Source organism: Maribellus sediminis (genome assembly GCF_011799805.1).
GTDB classification, from domain to species: Bacteria; Bacteroidota; Bacteroidia; order Bacteroidales; family Prolixibacteraceae; genus Draconibacterium; species Draconibacterium sediminis_A.
The window spans coordinates 759,407-785,683 of record NZ_WXUB01000002.1 but is presented as its reverse complement, the minus strand read 5'-3'; the positions used below and the strand labels follow the sequence as shown (position 1 = coordinate 785,683).

20 protein-coding genes are annotated in these 26,277 nt (G+C 42.0%); 5 read left to right on the top strand and 15 right to left on the bottom strand.

All coding sequences use genetic code 11. The features are described from left to right. Positions 1-4 precede the first annotated feature (4 nt). The 10 genes from HFD85_RS09525 to HFD85_RS09480 form a co-directional block, all read right to left on the bottom strand. Positions 5-1,426: a DcaP family trimeric outer membrane transporter gene (locus HFD85_RS09525; protein ID WP_167608239.1), complete on the bottom strand. Its 1,422-nt coding sequence runs from the start codon at positions 1,424-1,426 to the stop codon at positions 5-7. A gap of 104 nt (positions 1,427-1,530) precedes the next feature. Then, positions 1,531-3,204 (bottom strand): amidohydrolase family protein, encoded by a 1,674-nt coding sequence (locus HFD85_RS09520; RefSeq protein ID WP_167608236.1) that lies wholly within the window; start codon positions 3,202-3,204, stop codon positions 1,531-1,533. Positions 3,205-3,246: 42 nt separating this feature from the next. Beyond that, positions 3,247-3,504 carry a hypothetical protein gene (locus tag HFD85_RS09515; protein ID WP_167608234.1) on the bottom strand — a complete coding sequence of 86 codons (258 nt, stop codon included), beginning with the start codon at positions 3,502-3,504 and terminating at the stop codon, positions 3,247-3,249. 168 nt (positions 3,505-3,672) lie between these two features. Next, positions 3,673-3,840, bottom strand: coding sequence for a hypothetical protein (locus HFD85_RS09510; protein WP_167608231.1), 168 nt, complete (start codon positions 3,838-3,840; stop codon positions 3,673-3,675). Between the two features lie 138 nt (positions 3,841-3,978). After that, a complete protein-coding gene (locus HFD85_RS09505) occupies positions 3,979-4,149 on the bottom strand; it encodes a hypothetical protein (RefSeq protein ID WP_167608228.1) in 171 nt (56 codons plus the stop codon). Between the two features lie 48 nt (positions 4,150-4,197). Beyond that, positions 4,198-5,697: a serine hydrolase domain-containing protein gene (locus HFD85_RS09500; RefSeq protein WP_167608225.1), complete on the bottom strand. Its 1,500-nt coding sequence runs from the start codon at positions 5,695-5,697 to the stop codon at positions 4,198-4,200. A gap of 117 nt (positions 5,698-5,814) precedes the next feature. Beyond that, positions 5,815-6,816, bottom strand: coding sequence for a class A beta-lactamase (bla, locus tag HFD85_RS09495; protein ID WP_167608223.1), 1,002 nt, complete (start codon positions 6,814-6,816; stop codon positions 5,815-5,817). Between the two features lie 46 nt (positions 6,817-6,862). Further along, entirely contained in the window at positions 6,863-8,527 is a 1,665-nt protein-coding gene (locus HFD85_RS09490; protein ID WP_167608220.1) for a M81 family metallopeptidase, read from the bottom strand. Between the two features lie 241 nt (positions 8,528-8,768). Continuing rightward, positions 8,769-8,900 (bottom strand): LuxR C-terminal-related transcriptional regulator, encoded by a 132-nt coding sequence (locus HFD85_RS21900; RefSeq protein ID WP_167608217.1) that lies wholly within the window; start codon positions 8,898-8,900, stop codon positions 8,769-8,771. 179 nt (positions 8,901-9,079) lie between these two features. Continuing rightward, on the bottom strand, positions 9,080-11,713 hold the full coding sequence (locus HFD85_RS09480; protein ID WP_167608214.1) for a LuxR C-terminal-related transcriptional regulator: 2,634 nt from the start codon (positions 11,711-11,713) through the stop codon (positions 9,080-9,082). A gap of 264 nt (positions 11,714-11,977) precedes the next feature. On the opposite strand from HFD85_RS09480, the gene HFD85_RS09475 reads away from it, so the two are divergent. Then, entirely contained in the window at positions 11,978-15,247 is a 3,270-nt protein-coding gene (locus tag HFD85_RS09475) for a S41 family peptidase (RefSeq protein ID WP_167608211.1), read from the top strand. A 203-nt stretch (positions 15,248-15,450) separates the two neighbouring features. Further along, positions 15,451-15,798 (top strand): 50S ribosomal protein L19, encoded by a 348-nt coding sequence (gene rplS / locus HFD85_RS09470; protein ID WP_167608208.1) that lies wholly within the window; start codon positions 15,451-15,453, stop codon positions 15,796-15,798. Positions 15,799-16,205: 407 nt separating this feature from the next. On the opposite strand, the gene HFD85_RS09465 is transcribed toward rplS, so the two are convergent. Next, positions 16,206-17,078, bottom strand: coding sequence for a transglutaminase-like domain-containing protein (locus HFD85_RS09465; RefSeq protein ID WP_167608205.1), 873 nt, complete (start codon positions 17,076-17,078; stop codon positions 16,206-16,208). Between the two features lie 2 nt (positions 17,079-17,080). Beyond that, on the bottom strand, positions 17,081-17,950 hold the full coding sequence (locus HFD85_RS09460; RefSeq protein WP_167608202.1) for a nucleoside phosphorylase: 870 nt from the start codon (positions 17,948-17,950) through the stop codon (positions 17,081-17,083). Positions 17,951-18,193: 243 nt separating this feature from the next. Between HFD85_RS09460 and HFD85_RS09455 the strand changes: the two genes are divergently transcribed. Further along, positions 18,194-20,017 (top strand): glycoside hydrolase family 16 protein, encoded by a 1,824-nt coding sequence (locus HFD85_RS09455; protein WP_167608199.1) that lies wholly within the window; start codon positions 18,194-18,196, stop codon positions 20,015-20,017. Then, a complete protein-coding gene (locus HFD85_RS09450) occupies positions 20,014-20,367 on the top strand; it encodes a PAS domain-containing protein (RefSeq protein ID WP_167608196.1) in 354 nt (117 codons plus the stop codon). The genes HFD85_RS09455 and HFD85_RS09450 overlap by 4 nt, the downstream gene beginning before the upstream one ends. A gap of 4 nt (positions 20,368-20,371) precedes the next feature. Here the strand turns inward: HFD85_RS09450 and HFD85_RS09445 are convergent, their stop codons facing one another. Further along, positions 20,372-22,663 (bottom strand): patatin-like phospholipase family protein, encoded by a 2,292-nt coding sequence (locus tag HFD85_RS09445; protein ID WP_167608192.1) that lies wholly within the window; start codon positions 22,661-22,663, stop codon positions 20,372-20,374. Between the two features lie 228 nt (positions 22,664-22,891). Between HFD85_RS09445 and HFD85_RS09440 the strand changes: the two genes are divergently transcribed. Then, positions 22,892-24,244 (top strand): M23 family metallopeptidase, encoded by a 1,353-nt coding sequence (locus HFD85_RS09440; RefSeq protein WP_167608189.1) that lies wholly within the window; start codon positions 22,892-22,894, stop codon positions 24,242-24,244. On the opposite strand, the gene HFD85_RS09435 is transcribed toward HFD85_RS09440, so the two are convergent. Then, entirely contained in the window at positions 24,241-25,023 is a 783-nt protein-coding gene (locus tag HFD85_RS09435) for an MBL fold metallo-hydrolase (RefSeq protein ID WP_167608187.1), read from the bottom strand. The genes HFD85_RS09440 and HFD85_RS09435 overlap by 4 nt on opposite strands. Before the next feature lie 16 nt (positions 25,024-25,039). Then, entirely contained in the window at positions 25,040-26,257 is a 1,218-nt protein-coding gene (locus HFD85_RS09430) for an MFS transporter (protein ID WP_240925030.1), read from the bottom strand. Positions 26,258-26,277: the final 20 nt, after the last annotated feature.

The window sequence follows — 26,277 nt, the reverse complement described above, 5'->3', positions numbered from 1 at the left end:
ATTTTTAAAAATCAAATTTCACCATGGCCTGTAAGCGGTTTGCCCGACCATAATCACTGTTTTTATTTCTGCGTTCACCCCACATATATTCCATACCAGTTGATAAACGCTCGGATGCCTGATAAATAAGATTTACGTGCCCAATAGCAGCTGCTTTCATTGATTCAGGAGCGCGGAAAACTGACGGATCCAGTGCAGTATAAGCCAAGGATGCATTCGTGGTAAATTTGTCGTTCCATTTATGGACATAACCAAGTACAATTGCTGCAGCAGGCATGGTTTCAAGCTCGCCGTCAGGAGTAAGGATAGCATTGGAATTACTGCCGGTAAGGGCCATGATATTATCTCCGGAACCCATGCCCAGCGCCACATTAAAGGTAAAATAGTCTTTACCGATATACTGGCGTCCTCCAATTACAGCAGCAAACTGCGTGGCTGTTGTATACAGACTATCTCCTCCATCCCAGCGCATTTGTGCAAGATTAACACCCAGGGCAATCATTCCTGTTTTCCAACTGTAATCCAGGCGCCCAGCTAAGGAAGGAAGACCGAGACTTGATATCCCGGGTAGATCAAAAGGATTATCGATGCCTATATAATCCATCATCTCTAATCCCAGCGCCCATTTCCAATTATCGTTAATGCGTTTTTGGTACTTTATCTGTGCCGCTCTTCCACCGTAAAGACCATCGCCCGCAGCAAAATCAATTAAATTAGGAATTGACTCCATAATAGACGTAGTAGTCCATGTTTGCCCGAAAATAAAATTACCGGCAACAATGTATGCATGTCTTAAGCGAAAGTATGAGCTACCGGCACTTGACCAGAAATCCCCTTCAATAAAAATATTCAAGGGGACTTTGCCCTGAGTTGTACGCCGCATGTCGAAGTTAATCCTTGATTCGCGAGCGAACATATTAAAGTAACCACGGTTGGCATCTTCAGGTGATCCCTCCACTGGTATTTGCGACATTAAAAACTGATATCGGTCCCCTGATCCATTAATGTCATAAAGCATGTCCAATTTAACTCTGCCACCAATTTTTATACGGTATTCTGAGCCAAACATAGGCCACGAAGCTGGAAAATTATCTTCCACCAGTTCACTCCCGGTTAATACCTGGTGTGATTCTCTTAATTCAGATTTAGGAATGTCCACCATTTGTGAAGCAGTGGTGTCGTCTGGCCATTCAGGCGCTAGTTTTTCCTGCACTTTTAGCTTGTCTCCCTCCAGTTCTGCAATTCGCATTTCCATTTCATCCATCCGCATAAGTTGTTCTTTAAGCAGTTGATTTTCTTTTCTAAGCGAATCGGCTTCCTGTGAGGACAATGTAACTGGTAAAACAAACAGCAGGAATAACAGGCTCACAATACTGATATTGTCAATTCGCCGACTATTAATTTTTAAGGGGGAGGTTAGTCTCATAATCATTTTGTTTTTATTTGAGATACTATGGCAGTTTCTGTGTATAACTACGCAATTGAGCAGTGAGTCGATTAGAGGAATAATCGACTCACTGTTCAGTGATTTTAGTGTTTATGACCTTCTGCATCAGCAAAGTCGCAACATTTTAAGCCTGCTCCACCAAAGTCCTTTGGAACAGTATAAAATTCTTTTTGCCAACTATCAACATTCAATGGTACAAGTTTACTCTCTGCTACAGGCTCAAAACGGATAGCTTGCCCCGGATTAACATTATCGGGCATGCATTCAGAATCTTTTACAACAACAACTCCATTCACTAAAACGTAAGGAATTCCTGACGATGGTGCGGTTCCCTTCGCATAGGTTGCATTGTCTTTTACATTCTCAGGACTGAAGATGGTGATGTCAGCCACCATACCTTCCTGCATACGACCACGCACCTGCATGGCTTTTAAACCCATTTCACCCAAAGGTTTGGCGCTATTGTAACTGGTCATAGAAACCAATTGCATTAATGGAACGTTATTGTCCTGGCCTAAGCGCAAAGCTTTCGCAAATGCACCAGAAGTTCGAGGATGGACATTCGGCATGTCTTCAAAAGGTGTATTTCTGGTCAGACCCGTATCAGGAATTAAAGGCATACCATCGCTACCAATGGCCACCTTTGGCATTTTTAGCCAGTCAACAATGGCTTCCACAGGCATTTTGTAAACGATAACAGCTCTGGTGGGTTCTTTTTTCAACATTTCCTCACGACTTTTCTGAGTATAGAATTCGCCAGTTGCTACATCTTGCACGGTTTCTTCGTATTTGTTGCCTAAAGATTTTACCCAAACATCGGGCTCAAGAAAAACGGCATTTAAAGCGGTAGAACCTGCAGCATAAGGATATATTTCGCCCCAAACATTGTAGCCGCGTTCACGCATTTTAACCAATAATTCGTGTACCAAATTGTATCCGGGATTATTGAAATGGATGGCAATAGCTGGTGCGCCCAGGGCAGCAGCATTGGCTAACATTTCCTGTATACCATTTACCTCGGCCACATCGTTACCCGGAGTTCCTCTAAAATGCATACCTATTTGACGGCCATATAAGCCTGACAATTTTTGCAATTCATAAATTTCACGTGTTGACACGCCCTCGCGCATATAACCAACCGTTGAACCAATGCCAATACCTCCCTGACGCAAACCTTCATCCATTTGTGCTAAAATTTCGTTTCCTTGCTCCAGATTAGGTCTTGTTTTCGACCAACCTTGTTTTACACGGGATTTTAAAGCATCCATTGTATAAAAGTATTCCCACTCATTGAAACCATCGAGTACAGCTGCACGTGCCAACTCATGTGCAACGGCCACTCCATAATTTAAAGGAGCCTTCCCTTCACGGCGTTTATACCACTCATCTAATTTGGGCCCATAGGCTCCAACTTCCAAATCCATAATGGTAGTACGACCATCGCGAAGCATTAGACGGTACATATAAGGCTCCAAGCAATGCTGGTGGCCATCAATAAAACCGGGAGCAACAACATGTCCGGTAGCGTCAATGATTTCTTTACCTTTAATCGTAGCTTCAGTAATCAATGCAATTTTACCATCTTTAACACCTACATTTCGTATGGCATCAAAACTGGTTTCAGGATCCATTACTCGTCCATTAAGGATGACTACGTCAAATTCCTGATTGGGGTCTGCCGCTTTTTTAGTAGCTGTTTGCTGACAGCTCGAAAAAATAAGAGCTGTAATAAATAAGGCAAAAATTGTTTTTTTCATGTCAAATTTATTTAAATAGAAAGTTTCCATTAAAATTGTATTTCAATTATCTTTTGTTAAAATCCGCACGGAAATAATGGCATACCTGATATCATTTAATGTATTTAGTAATCCCAGTAACGCCGACTGGTCGGGTAGCCAGCCGACCAGGCTTACAGCTTCTGTACTTTCATTTTGCCGTATCTGCATATCATCAACCGAATGGATCAGTATATCCGTAATTTTACCTTTTACCTGAATCTGATAGATCGCGGCTTCATCGGATATCGATTTTTCTGGTGTCAATATTTTATTATTCATAATTGTTCTAGATTACATGATTTCTCAATAACATCGTGTTATACTAAGTCACAAAAAGGTTGTATTCTCGCACTTTCTTCCACTTATTTAAAAGCTTTCTTCCTTCCGATTTTCAATTTGGACTTCATTTTTCAATTCACTATTCATCTTTATTGGAATCATAGGTTCTTAATCATTAATCAAAATCACCAAAGTCTGTTTATATCCATCCACCAAAACATCCTTGCCCTTATGGGGTGTTTCGGTTTTTCCGTAGTAGATATTCACATTGCTGATCCGCACGTGCGTCGACGATTGTTGGTTTTCCTGAGCAAGTGCAGGTTGGACTGCAAACAATGCCGAGACTATTACAGTAAATAATAGTTACATCTTTTGTTTCATAGTTTTTTGATTTTAGAAATCAAAAATTGAGTTTATTTAATTTGAGTGTTGACTATCTTTTTCACAGAATTAAATTGTTTGCTTTCAAGGGTATCATATGGAACTAGCCAAATTGGCTAGTTCCATCATGTTTTCAAATGGATTCCCATCCACTAAAAGCATATCGGCATAGGCACCCACTGCAATTACTCCAAGTGGACCTTGCTGATATGAATTACGCGGACCACTCAAATAAATTAATTCAGCATTGGTCGAAGTCACCATCTTGAGAATTTAATAAGGAATGAATTGATAAATCCTCTGCCGACCCGTCTATTTGTCGAATACCGATCCGGAGCTTGGTATATCATCTACCTTACCGTTGGATCTAATAAAGATTCGGTGATTGAATCGCACATAGTTTAGTTCTCCAGACGGATCTTTGAGCAATTCACCAAGAGATCCTATGTTTGGGCCTTCGGTGATGATAAAATAGCCCTCTGCCGTGTTAGCCACATTGGCCGGTGCAGGATCCGCTCCATTGGTCAAAAAGGAGAACTGGACAAACACATATTTGTCGCCCTCTTTGCGGATCTCGATGTTTTGGGAATTACCCTTGAAGACGCCAACGAAGGGATCTAGCACAGACGGATCAACGCCCGCTGCGACTGGAGACTTGGCCTCGATGCCAGTGAAGGCTTTGACCATGGCGTTCGCAACTTTTTTGTAGGCCTCGACTCCGCGATCGCTGTGGACCAAAACCACCACGGCAAAGTTGTACTCTGGGATCAACTGCAGAAAAGAACGCGTGCCGGGCCAATTCCCCCCGTGGCTGGGGCTGGTGACCCCGTCGTAGTCGTGGACAAACCATGTCAGCCCGGTAAAGTCGCCAGCCTCAGCCTCGACTGCCGGAGCGTGGGCATAGTCCAGTGCTTTTTTAGATAACAGCTGGTTCCCGGAGGCGTCCTTGCCGTCCAGCTGAAAGCGGGCGTATTTCAACATGTCGGTAACCGTAGACCGGATTCCGCCGGAGGCTGCGGACTCTCTTATCATTGGAATGTAGTACGGCTTTAGATCACTGATGCTGCCTTCCCCGTAGATCGGTGGATGACCCCATGCGTAATTTTTAGCCGGAGGGGTGTTGTCGTAATTAAAGGATGACGCATCCATGCCGAGCGGGGCGAGCAGGTTCTCTTCGATCAGGGTCTCGATCGGCTTTCCTCCGACATGCGACACCACATGGGTAGCGAAGGTGATACTGGTGTTGTTGTACATCCAGGTTTGATCGAACGGATAGATCTGCTCGACGTAAGCCGCCTGGAGCATGACCTTCTCGCTGATCGACCCACCCGGAGGAACACGAAGGAACCCATGGTCGCCATACCAGCCAGCGCGATGGTGGAACAGGTCAACGACCCGTGCTTTCGACGTCGCGTCGGGATCCGAAACCCTCCACCACGGCAGAATATCCACGACACGAGCGTTTAAATCCAGAATGCCCTGTTCGGACTGCTGCATGGCCACCGTCGAAAGGAAGGTTTTTGTCACAGAACCAATTTGAAACTTTGTATCAGGAGTAACGGCCTCGTCGGTGCCTACCTTGGTGACACCGAGTCCGGCGCTATAGGAGTTGTCTCCGTAGATGACACCGACAGCAAGTCCCGGTATATGCATTTTTTTGATGAGATCGGCAGCTTTAGCGACTTCCGCATCGAAGATCGCCTGACCCTCCTTCTTTGTCATTGTTTTTTGCTTTTTTTGAGCAAATGCCGGCTGAACAGCAAATAATGCCGAGATTATTACAGCAAATAATAGTTTGATTTTTCTTTTCATCTTTCTTTTCTTTAAAATATTAATCCTTGAGTCTATTTTATTTGAGTGCCTAAAGCCTTGGTTCAGTGGTGACTCAAGGTGCCGTCCGCTGTAACCAATTGTTAGGCGCGATAAAGTTTATTTGTCTTGTGACTTTAAATAATAGAAGTCGTATAAAGTCCGTGTAACTTCAGCAATGGCCCGATCACGATTAGCTTCTGAGGTTGTACTGCTCTTTGTAAATACCACAATCGCAAAACGTCGGCCATCTGGCAGGGTTACAAAACCCACGTCATTAGCAACACCACCAATCGTTCCTGTTTTATGGGCAACCGGGGTTCGTTTTGGTAAAAGGCCTTTTAGCCTTCCATCACCTGTACGGGTGCGCGACATTGTAGCAAGCAGGAATTCGCGGCTTTTCTCACTCAAGGCCTTTCCGCTGTCGATAGCCAACAGCAATTGTAGCATGGCATATGGTGAGCACTGATCACGCGGATCTTCTTGTTCGAACTTAAGATTTCGAAGTGGTTGCTTTGCCGCCAGCGTTGGGTCCTTGGCAATAGCCTCTGCAAGTACAGACGCATAGGCTTTGTCGGGTAAACCATAGAAGTCCCTTAAAATTTCGCTGGTATACCTATCAACTCGTAGCTCTGTTATACCAATACTTCGCATCATTTTCGTTACCGCTTCCGGGCCTCCCGCGAGTTTTAGACAAGCGTCTGTCGCTGTATTGTCACTTAAGGTTATCATTGGTTCAATTAAATTGGCTACCGATAACTTAATACCAGGGTGCACGAAGTTCACTGCGATCGCGCCGTCACCTGTAACCATGGTTTCTTGTTCAACATCAATTAAATCGGTAAGTTTAAGTTCACCTTTATCGATACGGTCCAGCAAGGCAACGGCAATGGCCACTTTATAGGTGCTCGCCATCACAAACTGTTCATCGCCGTTTACTGTGATCATCTCCTTAGAGCCAATTTCCTGTGCGGCCACACCAATGCGGCCAACCAGCCCTTCCGAAATTTTCTCAATCTTCCTGGAAATAGCTTCAACATTTTGTTTTTGAGCAAATGTTGGCTGAACTGCAAATAATGCAGAGATTATTACAGCAAATAATAGTTTTATGCTTCTTTTCATCTTTCTTTTCTTTTAAATATTAATAATTGCGTTTAATCAATTTATATTAATCTCTTAGAGTAAAAGTTGCGTTTTCGTCAAGAGGGTAGATAGGATACGTTAGCTGGGTGTGCTCGAAAAGCGTAATATCGCGACTAGTGGTTCCGGGAACATCAGCAATCAGTATTTTGTCGGTGAAGTTTTTATAGAACGCCCGAAAGTGCATCCCGCTTTTAACAGCTATAACGTCATATTCCTGCATGATGATGCCGTGTGGCCGTCCCTGCGTATCATCATAGGTCTGGCATAGGCCGGAAATAACGATGACATCCACCGTATTCTCCGCCTCGATGACCAACCTGACGGTAGGGCCAAGCTGGAATGGGCCGTTGAAAGCGGTCCCTCCACGAACGATCTCATTCCCATCCGAAATGGACTTGACATAGGCTTTGGTCTTGATCGGTTCTCCCGCCAATTTCTCAAATTTACCACCGAGGCTCACATCGATTGTTGCTCCGACACCGGCAGCGGCTGCTGCCTTTGCGGTTTCAGGATCGTGTATGGACATGAAAGCGACTTTTCCCAGGCCTTTGGTCTCCATAAGGGCCTTCAGCAGGTGGGTGCCGCCACCTCCGGCTCCGCCACCCGGATTATCCGCAGCGTCTCCAATCACGATAGGTGTATGGTCGATGATATCGCCTTTTGTTGGTTGTTTACGTACATAGTGGCCGTCGTTCTCAAGCATGGCCAGCACAGTGCCCATAGTTTTGTCCAACGTTTCTAATGGGAGGATGGACTCTTTCCGGTGATCCCATATCCACTGCGCCAGTTCGTCCACCAGTTCTTCCGCCAGTTTGGGGTTATTTTCGGTTGTGACCATCGGGAACACGCCACAAAAGTCGCTGTCCTGGTATGGGAAACCATGCATAGCAGAGCAGTTGATAACACCGGGCCGCTTTTCTATTTCGATGCACTTTTCTTTCAATCGATTTGCAAAGGTGCCCTTCTCTTCGGTATTACTCATCCCCATCATCAGTGGTACTTTGCGATAGGCGGGGGTAGGATGCGATTCTCCTGCCAGGATTGCAGCGCCACGATACATCGCATCACGTGCGCAGGCATTCATATCCATGTGAGGATATTCTTTGCAGGCACTGAAGAAATTCATATTGTCCTTCATTTTCTCTGTGATCTTGCCATGCAGGTCGCCGCTCCAGACGATCATCGTCTCCTTTCCGACTATTTCTCTGACCGACTCCGCTAAGTCTCCTTCCAGATCGGGCGTGCTGTTTACCATACCGGCACCATGAACACCAAGATAGACGATATCTATCGGTAACTGTGATTTCAGTGTGTCCAGGATCTCCTTTTTGGCATCTTTCCAAGCCTGATCGTTCACCGTGCTAAAGCACCAGTCTACATAGTACAAGACACCCGGAAGCAGCTCCCAGCCTTTTTCTTCGCACACATCCACTGCCCCGCCAATGGCTGTCCCGTTCAACTGATTCCTGATCTGATCGCCCCGGAATGTGCGCATTCTGTCGAGCGTGGTTTCGCCCATTCCTTCGGTGAGGTAGGTGTTGGTTTCATGGAAAAAACCAACATAGGAGACTCTTAATTTTTTGGAATTTTTCGTTTGTTCTCCTTTTCCAATGTTGAAAGACAGCAAAGGTATTACTGCTGCAGCAAGCGCTGCAAAAACAGCTAGTGTAATAAGTTTTCTTCTTTTCACAAGGTTTGATTTAAATTAAAAAGTGTTTTTAGTTTAAAGTGTTTTTCAGCTTGTCAATTTCATTTTTTATGTTCTCACTTTTTTATAATAGTTATCTGCTGCGTTAGTCCTGTAATTATTGTTCGTGTTAACCTTAATAAATAATACTAACAGATAGTTATCTCCTACAAGTTAAGACAACAAATAGGTTTAATGCATCACACTAAAGTTGTAAAAAGGTGTGATTTTTAGGATAAGATATTCATATTCCATGCTTTATTGAGCATGGAAGTGCCATTGGGAACGTCGGGTTGCCATAGATATTGGTCAGGTGACTTTTCACTGTCACCGTTGAAATATGGAGTTGCAGGGCTATCTCCTTGTTGCTTGCCAAGAGTTAATTCTAAAAGTTTTAGAATATGAGACGGGCGGAAGGACGTTATACCGATTACTATTCAAAATGCGCCTTTAGCGCGTTTCACTTCTAAATGCACTTTGAATATGTATTGGTATTATTTGATGATTTTAAATCTATTCGGGATATCGCACTTACGTCGCAAAAAGGTAGGGTTATTAGGATAAGATATTCATATTCCGTGCTTTATTGAGCATGGAAGTGCGATTGGGAACGTCGAGTTTACGATAGATATTAGTCAGGTGTCTTTTCACAGTTTCCGTTGAAATATTGAGTTGCAAGGCTATCTCTTTGTTGCGGAGTCCTTTTGCGATGTTCCGGATAACTTGCTGCTCGCGAAGGGATAATACATCAGTTTTAGAATATGAGACGGGCGGGAGTTCATTGTTTGATGATTTTAATCCTATTCGGGACAAGATTCTGCGGGATGAAACGGATTGATCCACCAACTCCAACAAGGATGGCATAACCAGGTATGCTTCCATAATCGGTCTTATAATGTTATTCTTTTCAGCAATTATCAAGGCATTTTTTAGCGACTCTTTAGCAAGTTCTTTTCTTCCAACCCGCAGCAGTGCCATTGCCTTAAGCAACTCAATATCTACATCATGATACCTGTTATGAAAGCTGTCCAGATGAGCTTTCACTTCGGCAAGTACGTGAAGTGCTTCCTCTACCTGTAAGATAGTTCCATGGCTTACGATGATACTGATTTTGGTTAGGCTAGGCACATCCATCAAGAACAAATACGGTTCTTGAGTTTGCTTGTCCCAATTCATTTGAGCCCACTCCAACTCCATACCTCCCAATCCTTTATGCAGATTAACCCTTGCTTTTACAGAGCGTGTATAGGACTGGAACTTTGGATTTTTAAATTTTGCAGTCATTTGTTCCATTGTTATAATTAAGGACTCAGCTCCTTTGGTATCTCCTTCTAGAGAATACGATAAAACTAATCCTGCCAAAGCATCAAAATATACACGATAATTAAAAACCTTGTCATAGCTTATAACCTCTCTAAGGAATTGAGACGCATATTCCAAATTTGCTGTCTGAAAGGCACTATTGCCATGCAAATACAAACTCCACGCTCTTAAAATTTTCAATTCACCCTTCTTGGCGATAAAATGAAATTTTTCAGATTCAAACACTGCTTCTTTAAAATTTCCGGAGAGTAAATGAACATATATCCTGGCATGCAATGAACGCATATGCATTACAGAAGCATACTGAAAGTTTTTATCATGCTCATCAAGAAGTTTCAAAGCCAAAGCTGTTTTACCCAGCATTTGTCTTGTGTTTGCCGTTATTAACTCTCTGCGCGCACCAAACATACCTGTTTCGTCATGATGCAAAGATTTGGATTGTTCCAGACACTCTAGAGCTTTTTCAGGATTAGGCCTAATATAAGCTAAATAATAGCCCAAATGATATAGGTAAAGCGATTGATTCTTTGCGCTAGAGTTTTTAACACCAAGTTTCTCAAGAGTTTCTAATAAAAAAGAAAATTCCTTAACTTCATATGTTTCCTGACAAAAATATAATTCTATTAACAACAAATCTACATTGCTCATTCGTATTTCTTCAGGAATATTTTCTAACCACCTTTTCACAACCCACCATTCGCCTAACTCAAATTTTGAGATAGTATGCTGTTCAATCAGATCGACAGCCATATCGTATTCTTGAGCCATAACCATATAATGAATTGCCTCATCAATAAGACCCTTGCCTGCAAACCAGGAACTTATATGAATGTACAGAGGTTTAATGATTTCTGGTTCATTTCTCTCCAGCCGCCTCCTAAGGATATCTCCAAATAAATGATGGAACCTAAACCAGGCTCCTTTATCCTTAGTTGCGATAAGAAAAAGATTTAAATCCTTCAGTTTTGCAAGGAAAATCCCTGCTCCGTCTGAATTTTTAAAAGCATAGGTAAAAACTGAGTCGATGAGATCCTCATTAAATTGGTCAAGGAGAGAACAGAGCTGCACCTGTTTAAAAAAGTCAGGTTCCAGGTTTTCACCAATGTGATCCACCAGCATATCCAAATCGCTGGTTAAGAATCCTTTTTCCACCTTTCTATCCTCCAACACCAGAAGCGACCTTGTCATCATTATCAATCTGATAGCCAATATCCAACCTTCAGTTTTATTAAAAAGTTCTGTAATTTCATCTTTCAAGAAATGGGTATTATGCTCCATTGCCAGGAGCTCTGCAATTTCATCCTCGTTAAATCTGAGGTCTCTAATCCTAAGCTCCAGCATTTTTTGATATAGTCGAAGCTCCCGCAATTGAAGAGGAGGATCTCTCCGTGTAATGATAACCATGTGAAAGTTGTTGATGTTTTCACTGATTATGGCGTCGATCAGCATGTGGATCTGCTCATTCCTGATCAAATGGTAGTCATCAAGAATCAGCCGAATTGGGTCTTTTAACTCGTTAATTTTATTGATAATTTTATCAATAATTGATTCCCACGAAAGAAAATGGTAATCCTGATTCAGGTTTTTCAATTCCGGCATTTCAACTGAACTGCATTTTTCAAGCGCTGCAGCAAAATACGAAATGAAAGCAGCTGAATCACTCATACTTTTATCCAGAGATAGCCAAGCAAAATTATTTTCACTATGCTCAAGCCACTGACTTATAATAACGCTCTTGCCGTATCCTGTAGGAGCCGATATTACTATTAACGGTTGATGTTTGGATTTTTCTAATTTTTCAATTAGACGTCGTCTAACTAAAAGATCGTTATAAATTTTCGGTCTATTTAGTTTAGTATGAAGCATCAGATATTGCGAATATTAACAATTTTGATTTAAAACAATATGTTAAACTTAATGTTCAATTGCTAAACCTACATAGAAAGATTGTTCGGTTCTATTGTAGAAAACTTTAGTAAGTTCGGTTATTTTTTGAAATCTCGCAAAAAAGAATAGGATATGTTCTAAATGCAATAATAATATTTCTATTATTAACATATTATAGATATCGCAACCTGAACACCCATTAATTGTTATTTTTATTCATTCTATAACTAAAAGACAAACAATATGAAATTTTTCTGCACTGTTCTTTTTTTGTTCGGAATAACTGTGAATACGACAAATGCTCGGGGAACACAGTTGTTACGTGAACCCACAATTTCGGCCGAAAGTATCGTTTTTGTTTATGCCAACGACCTTTGGAAAGTGGATCGGAATGGGGGAGACGCCATTCGAATGACAAGCAACGAAGGTCAGGAATCCAATCCGCATTTTTCGCCTGATGAAAAATGGATCGCGTTTTCGGCACAATACGATGGAAATACCGATGTCTATGTCATTCCGGGAGAAGGAGGTTCTCCCAAAAGATTAACCTGGCATCCCGGTGCTGATGTGGTTCAGGGATGGACACCAGAAGGAGAAGTGATGTTTCGTTCGGGCAGAGAAGGCCGTCCGACACAAACCAGCAAGTTTTTTACCGTTGGAATGCAGGGCGGATTGCCAAAAGCTATTGATATTCCGAGGGCAGCCTTTGGCGAAATTTCGCCTGATGGAAAGCAGATTGCTTATGTTCCAATTACTTTCTGGGACCCCGAATGGCGAAATTATCGCGGCGGACAGGCCATGCCGATCTGGATTGTGGATATGAAAACCAAGGATTTAAAACGCACTCCACAACCAACCAAAGAACGTCACCTCGATCCGGTGTGGTTCAACAATAAAGTGTATTACTTGTCGGAACGGGATTATGCCAGCAATATCTGGATGTTCGATCCGAAAACCGGAGATGAAAAACAGATAACTCACGAAGCTCAGTTCGATATCAAAAGTCAGGATGCCTGCAAAGATGCCATCGTGTACGAGTGTGGCGGTTACCTGCATCTGTTAAATCCTGAAACCGGCGATACGAAGCAGTTGGTGATACATGTAAAAGGTGATATGAATTTTGCACGTGAGCGTTGGGAGAGTGTCAGCGGAAGTAATCTGACCAATGCCAACATTTCGCCAAATGGCAAACGTGCCGTTTTCGAATACCGTGGCGAACTATTTACCGTTCCGAAGGAGAAAGGAACCTGGCGCAACATTACAAATACCTCGGGCGTGGCCGACCGTTATCCCGTGTGGTCGCCCCTAGGTGACCAAATTGCCTGGTTTAACGACGAAAGTGGCGAATATAAACTGGTGGTTGCCGATCAGTTTGGTGAGGATCAGAAAGTGTATACTTTGAAAAATCCGACCTACTTTTTCCGTCCGGAATGGTCGCCCGATGGAAAGAAAATCGCTTATACCGATACCGATTATAACATCTGGTACATCGAACTGGAAACCGGCGATGTTACGAAAGTAGCAACCGATGCTTTTGCACATCCCGATCGCGAAATGCAGCCAAAATGGTCGCCCGACAGTAAGTGGATTGCGTATGCCCGCCAGTTGAACAGCAGTTTTAAAGCTGTTTTTGCTTACGATATTTATTCTGAAGAAACTGTGCAACTTACCGATGGAATGGCTGATGTGCTGACTCCGGCCTGGGATGTTAGCGGAAAATACTTATATATTCTGGCAAGTACCAATTACGGTTTGCATACCGGCTGGCTCGATATGAGCTCTTACGACCCGGATTTAACACGAAGCCTTTATTGTATTGTTTTGTCAAAAGATGGAGAATCACCCATTTTGCCTACCAGCGATGATGAGGAGATTAAAGCTGAAAAAGAGGATAAAGCTGATAAAGACAGTAATGACGAAGAGAAAGCTGATCAGAAAAAAGATGATGAGATTTCAGTTACTATTGATGAAGAAGGATTGGCTGAACGCATTGTGGCCTTGAATATGCCCGGGCGAAATTATGCGGGACTTGTTGCCGGCCCTGAAAAAACCGTTTTTGTAGCCGAAAGGGTTCCGAACGAAAGAGGACTTGTATTGCACAAATACGAAGCTAAGGAAAATAAAGCCGACGAATTTTTAAGTGGCGTCAGCAGTGCAACAACTTCGGTCGATGGCAAAAATATGCTGGTTAAACAAGGCAGTAGCTGGGCTATAGTTGATACGAAGTCGAAGCCTAAAAACGGCGACGGAAAGCTTGAAACCAACTTGAAGATTAAAATAATTCCCACCGAAGAGTATCAGCAAATGTTCGATGATTCGTGGCGTTTTATGCGCGACTTCCTTTACGTTGATAATGTACACGGTGCTCCGTGGGATAAAATATACGAATGGTATTCTCCCTGGGTGAAATCGGCTCGCCATCGCACCGACATGAATTATATTATCGATATGATCAGTGGAGAAGTTTCGATTGGACACTCCTATGTTTCGGGCGGCGATATGCCCAACATCGATAATGTGCCGATTGGCCTTCTTGGTTGCGATTTTGAAGAAGTCGACGGCTATTATAAAATCAGCAAGATTTATACCGCCGAAAACTGGAATCCGGATACAAAAGCACCGCTTTCGGCTCCGGGTTTAGCCGTCAAGGAAGGTGATTACCTGCTTGCGGTAAACGGAACCGAGTTAAAAGCACCAACCAACCCGTTTAGTTTGTTTGAACAAACAGCCGGCCGACAAACCATCCTGACAGTTAACTCAACTCCATCAATGGAAGGAGCAAAAGAAATTACGGTAGAACCGGTTTCCAGCGATCGTTCGCTGAGAAGTATCGATTGGGTCGAGAATAATCGACGCAAAGTAGATGAACTTTCGGGCGGAAGGCTGGCATACGTTTATCTGCCTAATACAAGTGGGCCGGGATTTGCATCATTCAACCGCTACTATTTCGCCCAGCAGGATAAAAAAGGTGTAGTACTGGATGAACGAAACAACGGTGGTGGTTCGGCCGCCGACTACATGATCGATGTAATGTCGCGCACCTTGTTGGGTTACTTTAACAGCAAGGCCAACGATAACCGTCCGTGGACTACACCAATGGCCGGAATCTGGGGGCCCAAAGTGATGATCATTAACGAACGCGCCGGATCGGGTGGAGACTTGTTGCCTTATATGTTCAAAGAGAAAAATATTGGACCACTGGTAGGTACCCGGACCTGGGGCGGCCTGGTTGGAACCTGGGATACGCCTCCTCTGATTGATGGCGGAAGAATTGTTGCTCCGCGTGGTGGATTCTTCGATGTGGATGGACATTGGGCAGTTGAAGGCGAAGGAATTTCTCCGGATGTAGAGGTAATACAGGAACCGAAACTGGTTCTGGAGGGACATGATCCGCAACTTGAAAAAGCCGTGGAAGTAGCTCTGGATAAACTGAAAACAGAAGAATTTCATATGAAACCCGAGCCGCCGGCACCAATGCGTTGGAAACGCCCTGAAGGTTTTAAAGTGAAATAATTGAGTGGGGTAAAAGAGCAGAAATTCGTTTTGATTTTCTGCTTTTTTACTGTATCTTCTGACATTCAATAAAATAAAACTTCAAATCAACATAAGAATAAGTTTGGAGTAATAAAAAAAATACTATTTTTGCAGCCGATTTTATGCAATCTCTTATTCGTCAGGTGACGAATTACATTGCCAACTTATAAAAGAAATAGAAAATGGACTTAATTCAAGAAGTACAAAAGGAATTTGAGGTAGCAAATGAATACCCAAAATTCGGAGCGGGAGACACAATTACCGTAAGTTACAAGATCAGGGAAGGTAACAAAGAAAGAATTCAGAATTTCCGTGGCGTTGTTATTCAGTTGCGCGGATCGGGTGCTACCAAAACGTTTACAATTCGTAAAATGTCGGGTAACATCGGTGTTGAAAGAATTTTCCCAATTCAATCGCCTTTTATCGATGCAATTGAAATCAACAAACGTGGTAGCGTTCGTCGTAAAAGAATTTTCTACCAGCGTGCTCTTACAGGTAAAAAAGCCCGTATCAAAGAAAAAAGATTCTAAGAATTACGCATACAAAACGAAAGGTCTCTGTTACAGAGGCCTTTTTTTGTGCCCGAATTTGACGCAAATAAGTTTAGGATCACAATAAATTCTAGATGGAGTGAAATCTTAGATATTACCGATTTCTACTATTCCCGGATATGTTTCATGTTGAAGTTGGCCTCTTTTTATCGATCCTAGAATCAAAATTTTAGCTTAGTGAGAGCGGGAAGTTCCGAGAGTGCGAGGAAATCACCCGTCCGAACTTAGCTAAAATGAAGATGAAAGGTGAAGGTAAAAAGTAGCCTTGATTTTTTTGTCTCGTTTTTGCATCAAGGCAAAAATGAGAGCCTCCGGCAGGAAAAGAAAAAACTTAATTGTACAGACGTTATTTTAATCCCACAAATTTTAATAGGAGCAGTTATTCCTTAAAAAAGTTTCAACAACATCTTCGCCTTTTCTTCTTTTTCGGAATAACCCAGCGACTGATACGATTCCTCGAGAGATTCGAGAAGACGCTGAATAAAAAGAACATCCGATTTGGGTTCGGTATATTCAAATAGTGGTTGGTAATCGTTCTTTTTTAAATGGTATTCAATTTCTTTTCGGCTGGTAATCGCCCCTTTGTTCGATGGATTAATGTAAAACAATACGTCCGAATTTTGGGTTGATCCGTGCACCTTGCGTGCCAGCTTGGCATCTACGATGGCCACCAGCGGATTCTTGGGGAAATCGACCATGCGAGCAGGTAACTCGAGTTGACGGGCAATAATGGTATAAAAAATACTCATCGAAACTGAATTCCCTTTTTTGGTGTCGAGAATCTGGTTCAGAAAACAATTCTGAGCCGAATGCGGATTGCTCAGGTTTACCCCGTAACCATGCACATTAAAAAGAAAATGGTTCAGAATGGTAGTCTTTTCAAGCAATGTAAGCGAATTATTTAGCTCCAGCCAGATGGTTTTCCGCAGGTTCTCCACTTTCATCTGAAGGTTCAGCGGGTTAAGGTCGGGATATTGAAACCGATCGACATGGCAAAAACCGTTTAGCAGGCTGCGTTCGTCTTCCTTACGTTTAAGCCACATCTTAAGGCGACTTTTGGTTTCCTTAAACTGAATATTCTGAATGATGGTTTCAATGCGTTCCTGTGCGTTTTCATCGAAACTTGTTTCCCATTTCTTTTCCAGTTCCGGAATAATATCATCATTTTGTTTGAGCAGTTCCTTTTCAACCATCCCAAAAACAGTAATGTCGGGGTCGTCGAGGAGGTTGATTAGCGCTGTCAGTTTTTTCTTATCCATAGTTATAAGGTCAGTTTTTCCAATACCTTCGAAATGAGTTTCTTCATTTCGTCGCGATAATTTTCATTGGCGGTTAGGGTAACGCGGTTGGCTATAATCAGGCAAACGGTCAAGGCACGGTGTCCAAGTAATTTCGACAATCCGTAAATGGCCGAACTTTCCATTTCAAAATTGGTGATACGCAATCCCTCATGTTCGAATGATTCTATTTGCTCATTCAAACGCGGATGTGCCAGTGGCAGTCTGAGTTCGCGCCCCTGCGGGCCATAAAAACCCGGTGCTGAGATGGTGACACCAAACGAAAAATCATCTCCCTCAAATTTCGACAATAACTGTTCTGAAGCGTCGATAACATAAGGCGATGGTAATGATTTGTCCCATTCAGTGTAATTTCTGAATGCCTCTTCAAACTGAATATCGGAAACAGCTCGGCGGTTGGCATAAAAATTCAGTAGTCCATCAAAACCAATCGACTTTTGTGAAATCACAAAAGTGTTCACAGGCAAATCGGTTTGCAAACCTCCCGAAGTACCAATGCGAACAATATCCAGGCTTTTTTTCTCTTTCCTGATCGTTCTGGTTTCCAGGTCGATATTTACCAGGGCATCCAGTTCGTTTACTACAATATCGATATTATCGGTACCAATTCCGGTAGAAATAACACTCAGTTTTGTGTTGTTGTACCAACCTGTAACGGTTTTAAATTCACGGTTTTGAACCGAGAATTCAATTTCCGCGAAATGATCTGCAATGGTATCCACACGACCGGGATCTCCAACCAGGATAATACGGTCGGCTATGTTTTCCGGTTTCAGGTGTAAGTGGAAAATTGATCCGTCAGGATTTAATATCAGTTCCGAATGCTTGATCATGCCTGTAATTTAGGTCCTTGTCAAAACTATTTAAAATTGATATAATAGCAACGGATGAGCCTAAAAACATATAAACACCCAAGTATTCAAAAATAAATTAAACATAAATAATTGTTAAAAACTCGCAATCCCTGAGTTTCTTGGGATATAAACAATTCAATGTGGAAATGAAGTTGGCTGCTTTATTAAAAGATTGCAGGAAAATCATATTTTTGAGGTAGAAACAAATCTAATAACAAACCGATGTCATTCAAAATCTTTTCTCTCCAGCTAGCCGGTAAGATCAAACCTACTGCAACGATCGAGAAAAAGCGGGCCGAACTGCTTGCCGACTATGCAGAATTTCAAAAGACCGAGAAATCGGAGGAGCTAAAAGCCTTTCTCGAATTGGAAGAATGGGTAAATTCTGATGCCTTCAAAAAGACCAAGAGCGAAGTAGAAAGCTTATCATTTAAGGGAAGCAAAGAAGAAAACGAGTTAAAAGAATACCAGCGTCTGAAAAAGTCGGGAGCCATCAAAAAGTATTTTGCTGTTGAGGGTTCTTCCGATTTGAAGCGTTTTGAGAAAGAGCGCGATTCGGATAAGATGAAGAGCTACTACGAGTTGTTCGACTATGTTAAGGAAGGCCAGTTTGAAAAGGACAAAAAAGAAATTCAAAGCCAGGTATTTAAAGGCTCGGTAGAAGAGAAGCACTGGCTTGAATATCGGAAACTGGAAAAATCAGCCGGTATTAAAGCCTGGAAAGAATTGAATTCGTCGGACGCTGTGAAAAAGCACGAGGCGCTTGAAAAGACCGAAAAGTTTAAGAAATACCAGCAATTAAAAAATGCCCCCGGTCATAGCAAAGAGGAAAAAGCCGAATTCAATAAATTGAAGGGCGATGCCGAAATTAAGGCTTATTTTAAATTCGAGCAGTCGAAAAAATTAAAACTTTACCGCGAAACGGCTGGGAGTCACGACCTGAAGCGTTACGACGAACTAGCGGCTTATGTTGCCGGTGACGAGTTTAAAAAACGTGAAGCTTTTTTGAAGGATAAAAAGAAATTCGAGAAAAGCGAGGCTTTTAAAAAGTACGCAGAATTCAAACGACTGGCGGGTGACGACACCGTAAAATTTGTGCTGAAATATGAGAAATCGTCGTTGTACAAAAACTACCTCGATGTAAAAGATTCATTCGACCTGAAACGCTATCACGAGCTCGAAGAGATTATCAATTCAGAGGAATTCAAAAAACAAAAAGCCTGGCTCGAAGATAAGAAGCGTTGGGAGAAAACTGACGAGTATAAAAAATACCAGGACTATTTAAAAGAAAAGCAAAAGCCTGAGTTTGTGAAGTATTTTAAATATCAAAAATCAAGCGATTTCGATTTTCTGAAAAATTGGGAAGTGGTTTTCGAAGACAACTTTTCGTCTACAAAACTGGACGAAACCAAATGGGATGTTTGTACTGCAGCGGCAGGTAAATTGCTGGGCGAGAATTATGCCTTACCCGGCGACCTGAACATTTTTACGCAGGGTAAAAACGTTTCAACCGGAAAACAATTACGCATCCAGGTGAAAAAGGAAAAAGCTGAAGGAAAGGTATGGAAAATGCCGGCAGGTTTTGTTCCAACCGAGTTTGATTATACTTCAGGACTGATTTCGAGCGATAAAGCTTTTGAATTGAAAGATGGCATACTAGAGGCTAAAATTAAATTCGATCCGGTTAAACCGGTAATCAGTTCAATGTATCTGGCCAGCAGCGAAACAAGTAATCGGGTGAATTTGGTGGAAATTGGCGCGCGCAACAACCTTGGTTTTTCTGTGGTTAGCGGAAACGGAAAAGTTGAAAGCGTTGGAATTGACATCTCGAACCTGAAAAAAGGGGATTATATATTCAGCCTCGAGAAACAGGGGCCGAAATTTACCTGGAAGATAAATGAGCATGAAATTCTGACTCAGGATAATTCTGAATTAAATAAACCGATGCATTTGATGGCTTCCAGCCTGGTGATCGATGAAATATCAGGATCGCAGTTACCTGCTAATTTCGATATTGAATGGGTAAAATGTTACGCTAAGAAATGAAGCTTGCCGGGACCGACCTCGACTGGGTAGAAGAATTTAGCGGCGCTGTTACCGTTTGCGATACGGCGGGTATAATTGTTTATATGAATAAGGTTTCAATCGGTCAGTTTGCAGCTTACGGCGGCGAAGAACTGATTGGGACTAATTTGCTGGATTGTCATCCGGAGCCATCGCGAACTAAGCTGCAGGAAATGCTAAAAACTCCCACAGAAAATGTCTACACCACCGAAAAGAATGGTAAAAAGAAGATAATTGTGCAAAAGCCTTGGATGCAGAACGGTGAATTCCGCGGCATTGTTGAATTATCGTTTGATTTAGATTCACAAATGCCACATTTTATTCGCGATTAATTCTTTACAACCCACGTTTATTAAAGAGTATGTACCCGAAATTGAGTGTTACAAATAACTGGGTATTTTCTTTATCGTAATAATTCATGGATAGGCTCACTGGTCCGACTCCGGTTTGGTAAACCAATGCTGCCGCCGCCTGTAAATAGTAATTTTCGAAAAAATTACTACTTCTGTAAGCAGTCAGATCTTCGTTAATCAACTCTTCTTTTATGGGCAGAAAGGCGTAACCTTCAACGCGCATGTGCATATCAGACGAAATTTTGAAAATAGTTTTCAAGCCACCTGCCAGAAAATTATTGGAATGAAATTTCTCGATAAACAGTGATTTGCTATGTGGAGTAGGACTAAATCCAGGTGCTGATAATTTGGTGGAACGGTAGGTCTTAAACAAATCTTTATTACTTGCAGTTGCTTCCAAATGTGTGCCTAGTGTGATAAAATTGTTGAGTTCAAAATAATTCAACAATTTACCACTGACAATGCCATAATTATGATGAATTTTTCTACCTCCGATTTTCGTTCCAACAGTTCCCGATTCGAAGGACTCATTTCCCGAAACTGCCCTAAGTTCAATGCTCTTCCACGATCCTTCGGTGGCGTATTGTTTGTAGTTGAGCGAATTGTTTTCAAAACCGATATGGCCAACAAATGCTCGAAAGTAGGAATTATCAGGTGTGTCGCGTACTTCAAAATCTTCAGCCCTGTAAAACCGGTCATCAGCAGATGAATAAGCCAGACCGGCAGAAAGTTTGGTGTGAAGCCCCAACGGAAAACCACATTCGAGTCGCATGTTCAATTCGTCCTGAATAATGTATGGCGGGCGAACATTCTCAAAAAAGAGTTCGGTACTCGAGGCATAATAATCCCAGCGGTTCATTGTAAAATAATAGGAAAGATAGAATGGCAGTCGCGTTGAGTAGTCAATGCGTCCTCCAAATTTAGCCGAGCTGTAAAACCTTCCGAAATACAGGTTCGAATAAAGTTTGTAAGCCCTTGAATGGTAACTGCGGTAGTTAAAACTGGCAAAACCCTGGTTGATCGGTTTTGTTGACAGGTTACCACCAAAATTCACATCAAATTTTTTCTCCAGCTCAACCTTCAAATGTAAATCGAAGTACCCCGATTTTGGGTTGTAATAAGTTATTGGCTGTATCGATTTTAGGTTTTCATCCGCTATCAGTTTGAAATATTCTGTTTTCAGATCCTTCAAAGCCACAATATCCGAACGGTGTTTAATGCTTTGAATAATAAACTGGCGTTGCATCGGGTCTTCCACTCCCTCAATCTGTATATTCTGAAAATAGAGGGCGGGTTTACGCGCATTAAAATTGCTTCTTTTTCTATCTATTTCATCTTGCGGAACCCTTCGTTTAACGAGGTTTTTTATGCTGTCAATCGCACTCAAAGCAGTTTGTTCTCCTTTTTGAATGGCCAGATCAATTTTGTTAAAATCGAGCAACCCAACGTCTTCAAATTTTGTTTCAAGCAGAATGCCGTCTTTTGGATCAATTTCAAAATTAGTTGGACGCATCACCATGTTCGATATTTGGCGCATTACATCGTCGGGATCAGCAGCTTTCGCATTGTCGGCAACCTTATGCCCGATAATGATGTCAGGTTTGTAAATATCCTTCATGTATTCGGTAGGGAAGTTGTTCAGTATCCCTCCATCAAACATCAAACGACCATCAATTTCTATCGGTTTGAAATAAAGCGGGACCGTCATCGAGGCACGAATAGCATTACCCAAATCACCGTTGCGAAGCACAGCCGGTTCACTGGCATTAACATCGGCAGCTACACAGAAAAACGGAACCATCAGTTTGTTAAAATCGTAGTTGCAGGCAGCACTTGTAGCCGCAGTAAGTTCCATAAACGCAAAATCCATTTGTTCGGCCGGGATGATGTTGGTTGGAGGCAGAACCTTCAACTTTTCATCCTTTTTTGCTACACGCAGCGTAATCCAGGTTGGTTCCGTTTCGGCTCGCTTAAAGTAATAACGGTACTCGCGTTGCATTTTTCCGGTCGACCAAAAATAGAAATCATCCGATTTGAAGAGTTCCTCCATTTCATCGGGCGAATAGCCGGCAGCATACAAACCACCCACAATAGCGCCAATTGAAGTGCCCGCAATGTAATCGATCGGAATGTTGTTTTCCTCTAAAACCCTGATCACCGCGATATGAGCCATGCCTTTTGCTCCGCCTCCGCTAAGCACAAGTCCAACCGATTGCGCATTGGATTGCATCAGTGAAACTAAGAGTAACAGTGAAATTAAAAGGCGTTTATTCATGAATTGCTCACATTTCTATTTCTGAACTGAATCAAATTTACAAAAAACGCTTATTGTTATGTCTAATAAATTCCATTTATTTCCATGATTTTAATCAAGATTAAGAATGGATATTTTCTGAATTTAATGTCCTCTAACTACTATTCGTGTGCACGCAATCGCCTAATATTTGGTAGATTTGTATATCATAATATTTAAACCGATGGTAAACCTGAAAATTCTTTTTACTTGAAAAAGCCATTTTATATACTTCTTTTGTTGATGCTTGGGCTGGTATCTGCAGCTAGCGAAAATTCCACAGCCGACATTGTTTGGGGTAACTCGTTTTATTATAACATGAATGTTGGCGACAGCATTTCGTTTGAAGGAACAACAGTGCAGCTTCTGGATATTGACAAGCATTGCAACCAGCTAAAAATAGGGAATGATACTTTGTGGTTAAAAGTTTCGCGAAGAAGTTTGCCGGTAATCAGTGGCCCTGTGAATGTATTCGTCGCCGACAATGTAAATATTAAGCACCTGGCAAAAAACAAAAAGGTTCATGGCCTGCTAACGGGTGATGCATTGATTTGCTTAACAGGAAGCAGTTCCAGCTGGCTCGATTTGAATACCGTTTTTTTCCCGGTTGCTTTTAACGATGGATTTGTATGGTACGGGGAAGAGGAAACTTACATGTTTTCGTACTATCCAACAAAGGATAACAATTACGATACTTATCCCGGAATTGCAATAAATATGAATGATGCACGGGGATTACAGAAACACTGGATAGTTGCCATTGAAGATTGTGAAGTTGTGTGGATTGAAGACAGCGACGTGGAAGAAGCGAAATGTCTTTTACTTGCGAGCATGGCAAATCCCGGAATCTATTACGTTTACGACGGTTTGTTCAGAAAAAATATAGAAGTACGAAAAGGCCAGAAACTTGAACGGGGAGAGTTGATCGGTACTGCCTGGGGAGACAATAAATGGGGATTTCTTCACTTGGCGGTGATTTATTCCGATTCTGCTCCTTCATTCGAAAACAGGTACGAGAACTGCCTGAACTTTTTTCCGCAATTGTACACAATGTGCTACAAGTACAGCTATGGTGTTACTAAAACCTTTTCGAAAGGGAAAATCGAATTTGGCGGTGCGCCACGTTTGAATGGCAATGTGCAAAATGTTTCGGCTTTTGAAGGCTACTACGGTAAAGGCTGGGAATTTGATCACTGGAATGTGACGGAAAAAGTAGAATGGGTGACAAAAGGCGATGCAGGTAACGCACGCTTAAGTAAAGTGCTGTTTAAAGGAACACCTGCCAGGTGTACTAATCCCGAAAATTATTTCGATTACGTAATAAATGTGCGAAACGGTGTATACCGCATTAGGGCAAAAATAGGAGATGTTGAAAAGTCGTCGTGGCAAAAGCTGGCTTTTGAGAATCAGTTGACTGAGGCCTATTCGTTATTGCCGGGTGAACAGAAATGGACCTCCGAGAAAGTGGTAAAAGTTGAAGACCACAAACTGAATGTTCGGATTTATTACGACGGCAACAAAGTAGCCGGTTTAAGTGAGATTGTTTTTCAACAGGCTTACTAAAATTCGAAGCACATCCCGGTTTTTACTTCCGGGAAATCGAAACTTTTTTGAAAGAAAGTTTTAGCCGGCATTGATGTACAATGCGAGGGCAACAGATTTTTAATTTGGTTTTCCTTAAAATATTCCAGCGTTTTCTGTGTTTGTTCTCCCTGATCTTTTAAATGAAAGCCACCAATTACTGTATCAATTTTATCTACACCCGTTACTTTTTTCGCGTACTCGCAAATGTTGCAAATACCCGAGTGAGCGCAACCCGATATAACAGTCAGTTTATCGTTATTAATTGCTACCAGGGCTGAATCGTCGTAAATGAAGTCGTCTTCGCCGTTGCCAAATGCGAAATCTGTAGTTTTGCTCTCAAAAGTATTTAAGCGTGGAATTTCGCCCAGGTACCATAAATTTTCGGTGAGTTGAACGGGAGAATCGCTTTCAATAAGTTTAAAATTCTGCTCAATTTCAGTTTTGTTTTGCCATAATCCAACCGGAGCTCCATCCGATTTTCGATAACGTTTTTCGAAAGTTGCCGGATGTGTGTATAGAATTTTATTATTTAAAAATTGCAATCCGTCGCCATGATCCCAATGACCGTGGCTTAAAACAACTGTGTTAACATCGCGCTGAACATTAAATCCGAGAACGGCAGCATTTTTTAAAAATACATCGGTGTGTCCGGTGTCGAACAGGATCATTTCGTCGTCGATTTCAATTAAATAGGAGAGGCCGTGTTGCGCCAGAAATTTACCTCCGGCAATGTTTTCGGTTAGGATGTTGATTTTCATTAGCAATGGTTTTCAGTTAGCGTTTACAGTCGATTTTAAGTATAAAAAATGTAGCCGATAGTATAATTATCATAAAGATAATGAAGAAGATCCGGAATCCAAACGTTTCGATGATGCTTCCACCTAATAAAGGGAAAAGAGCCGGCAGAATGTTTCCGGCACCGGCAAAACCGGTGTACAAGGCACGGTTTTCGTTACCCGAAACTTCAAGGAGCAAACCGCTCATGGTCATGGTGTACAGCGAATAAACAACGCCTCCCAACACAAAAATGTACTTTACCAGGTTGGGGGCGTGTATAAGAATAGCCAGCAAGGCCAGAATAAGTGAGAGTGCCACATTGGAAAAAAGCAGCACGTTGTACTTCAGTTTTTTTGCACCGATTAAAACCAGAAAACTCACAAACACAATTCCAATTACTTTGAAGATAAGAAATGTGCCGGTGGCACTGCTTGTTGTACCGAATGTTTCCTTGGCATAAAGAATTACAAAAGGCAGGAACGAAATAGCAATTCCCTGCGTATTAATGAAGCCCAGAAAGTACGGAAGCTTGGGATTTTCTTTCAATTCGGTTCTGAGCACTTTAAAAAACGATTTTAGCCCTTTTATTTTGAGTTTCGAGGGTACCACCTCTTTAATGGCCCAAAATCCGCCTGATGCGATTAGAAGAATTCCGGCACCGGCAAAAAACATGATGGCATAGTTGGTTGGATAAGCCTTCCAGATCAGAATTTTTTTAACCAGAAAAGCAGAGGCCAGCACAATAATTCCTGATATGATTTGCAAAGATGAAAAGAAAGTCTTGCGTTTATCCGGATTGACTGACTTTCCCAGAATATCGGTGTAACTGATGTTGGCAAACGCTCCGGCCAGCGAAAATAAGGTGATAAATAAGAAGGTGAACCAAATCACAAAACTTGCATGTTTGGCCTGCAAAAAGAAGAGCAGTATTCCCAATCCAAACAGTGCGAAAATACGCGTATTGATTCCCAGTAACAAGTAATTCTTTTTATAGGTTTTGTTGCTGAGATACGGTGCAAAGAAAAGTTGTGTAAAGCTTGAACCGCCAAGCATTATGGCTGTCATGATGCCGATGTGTAGCGCTCCACCACCGGCTTCCACGATCATGGCCGGAATGATGGTATCAACATCCATAAAATTCTTGGCAAAAGCCAGAAAAGTGGCATGCCATAAAAAAGCTTTGAAATTATGTGTGGAATTTTTATTTGTTAACACGCTTGTAATCTCATTTGCAC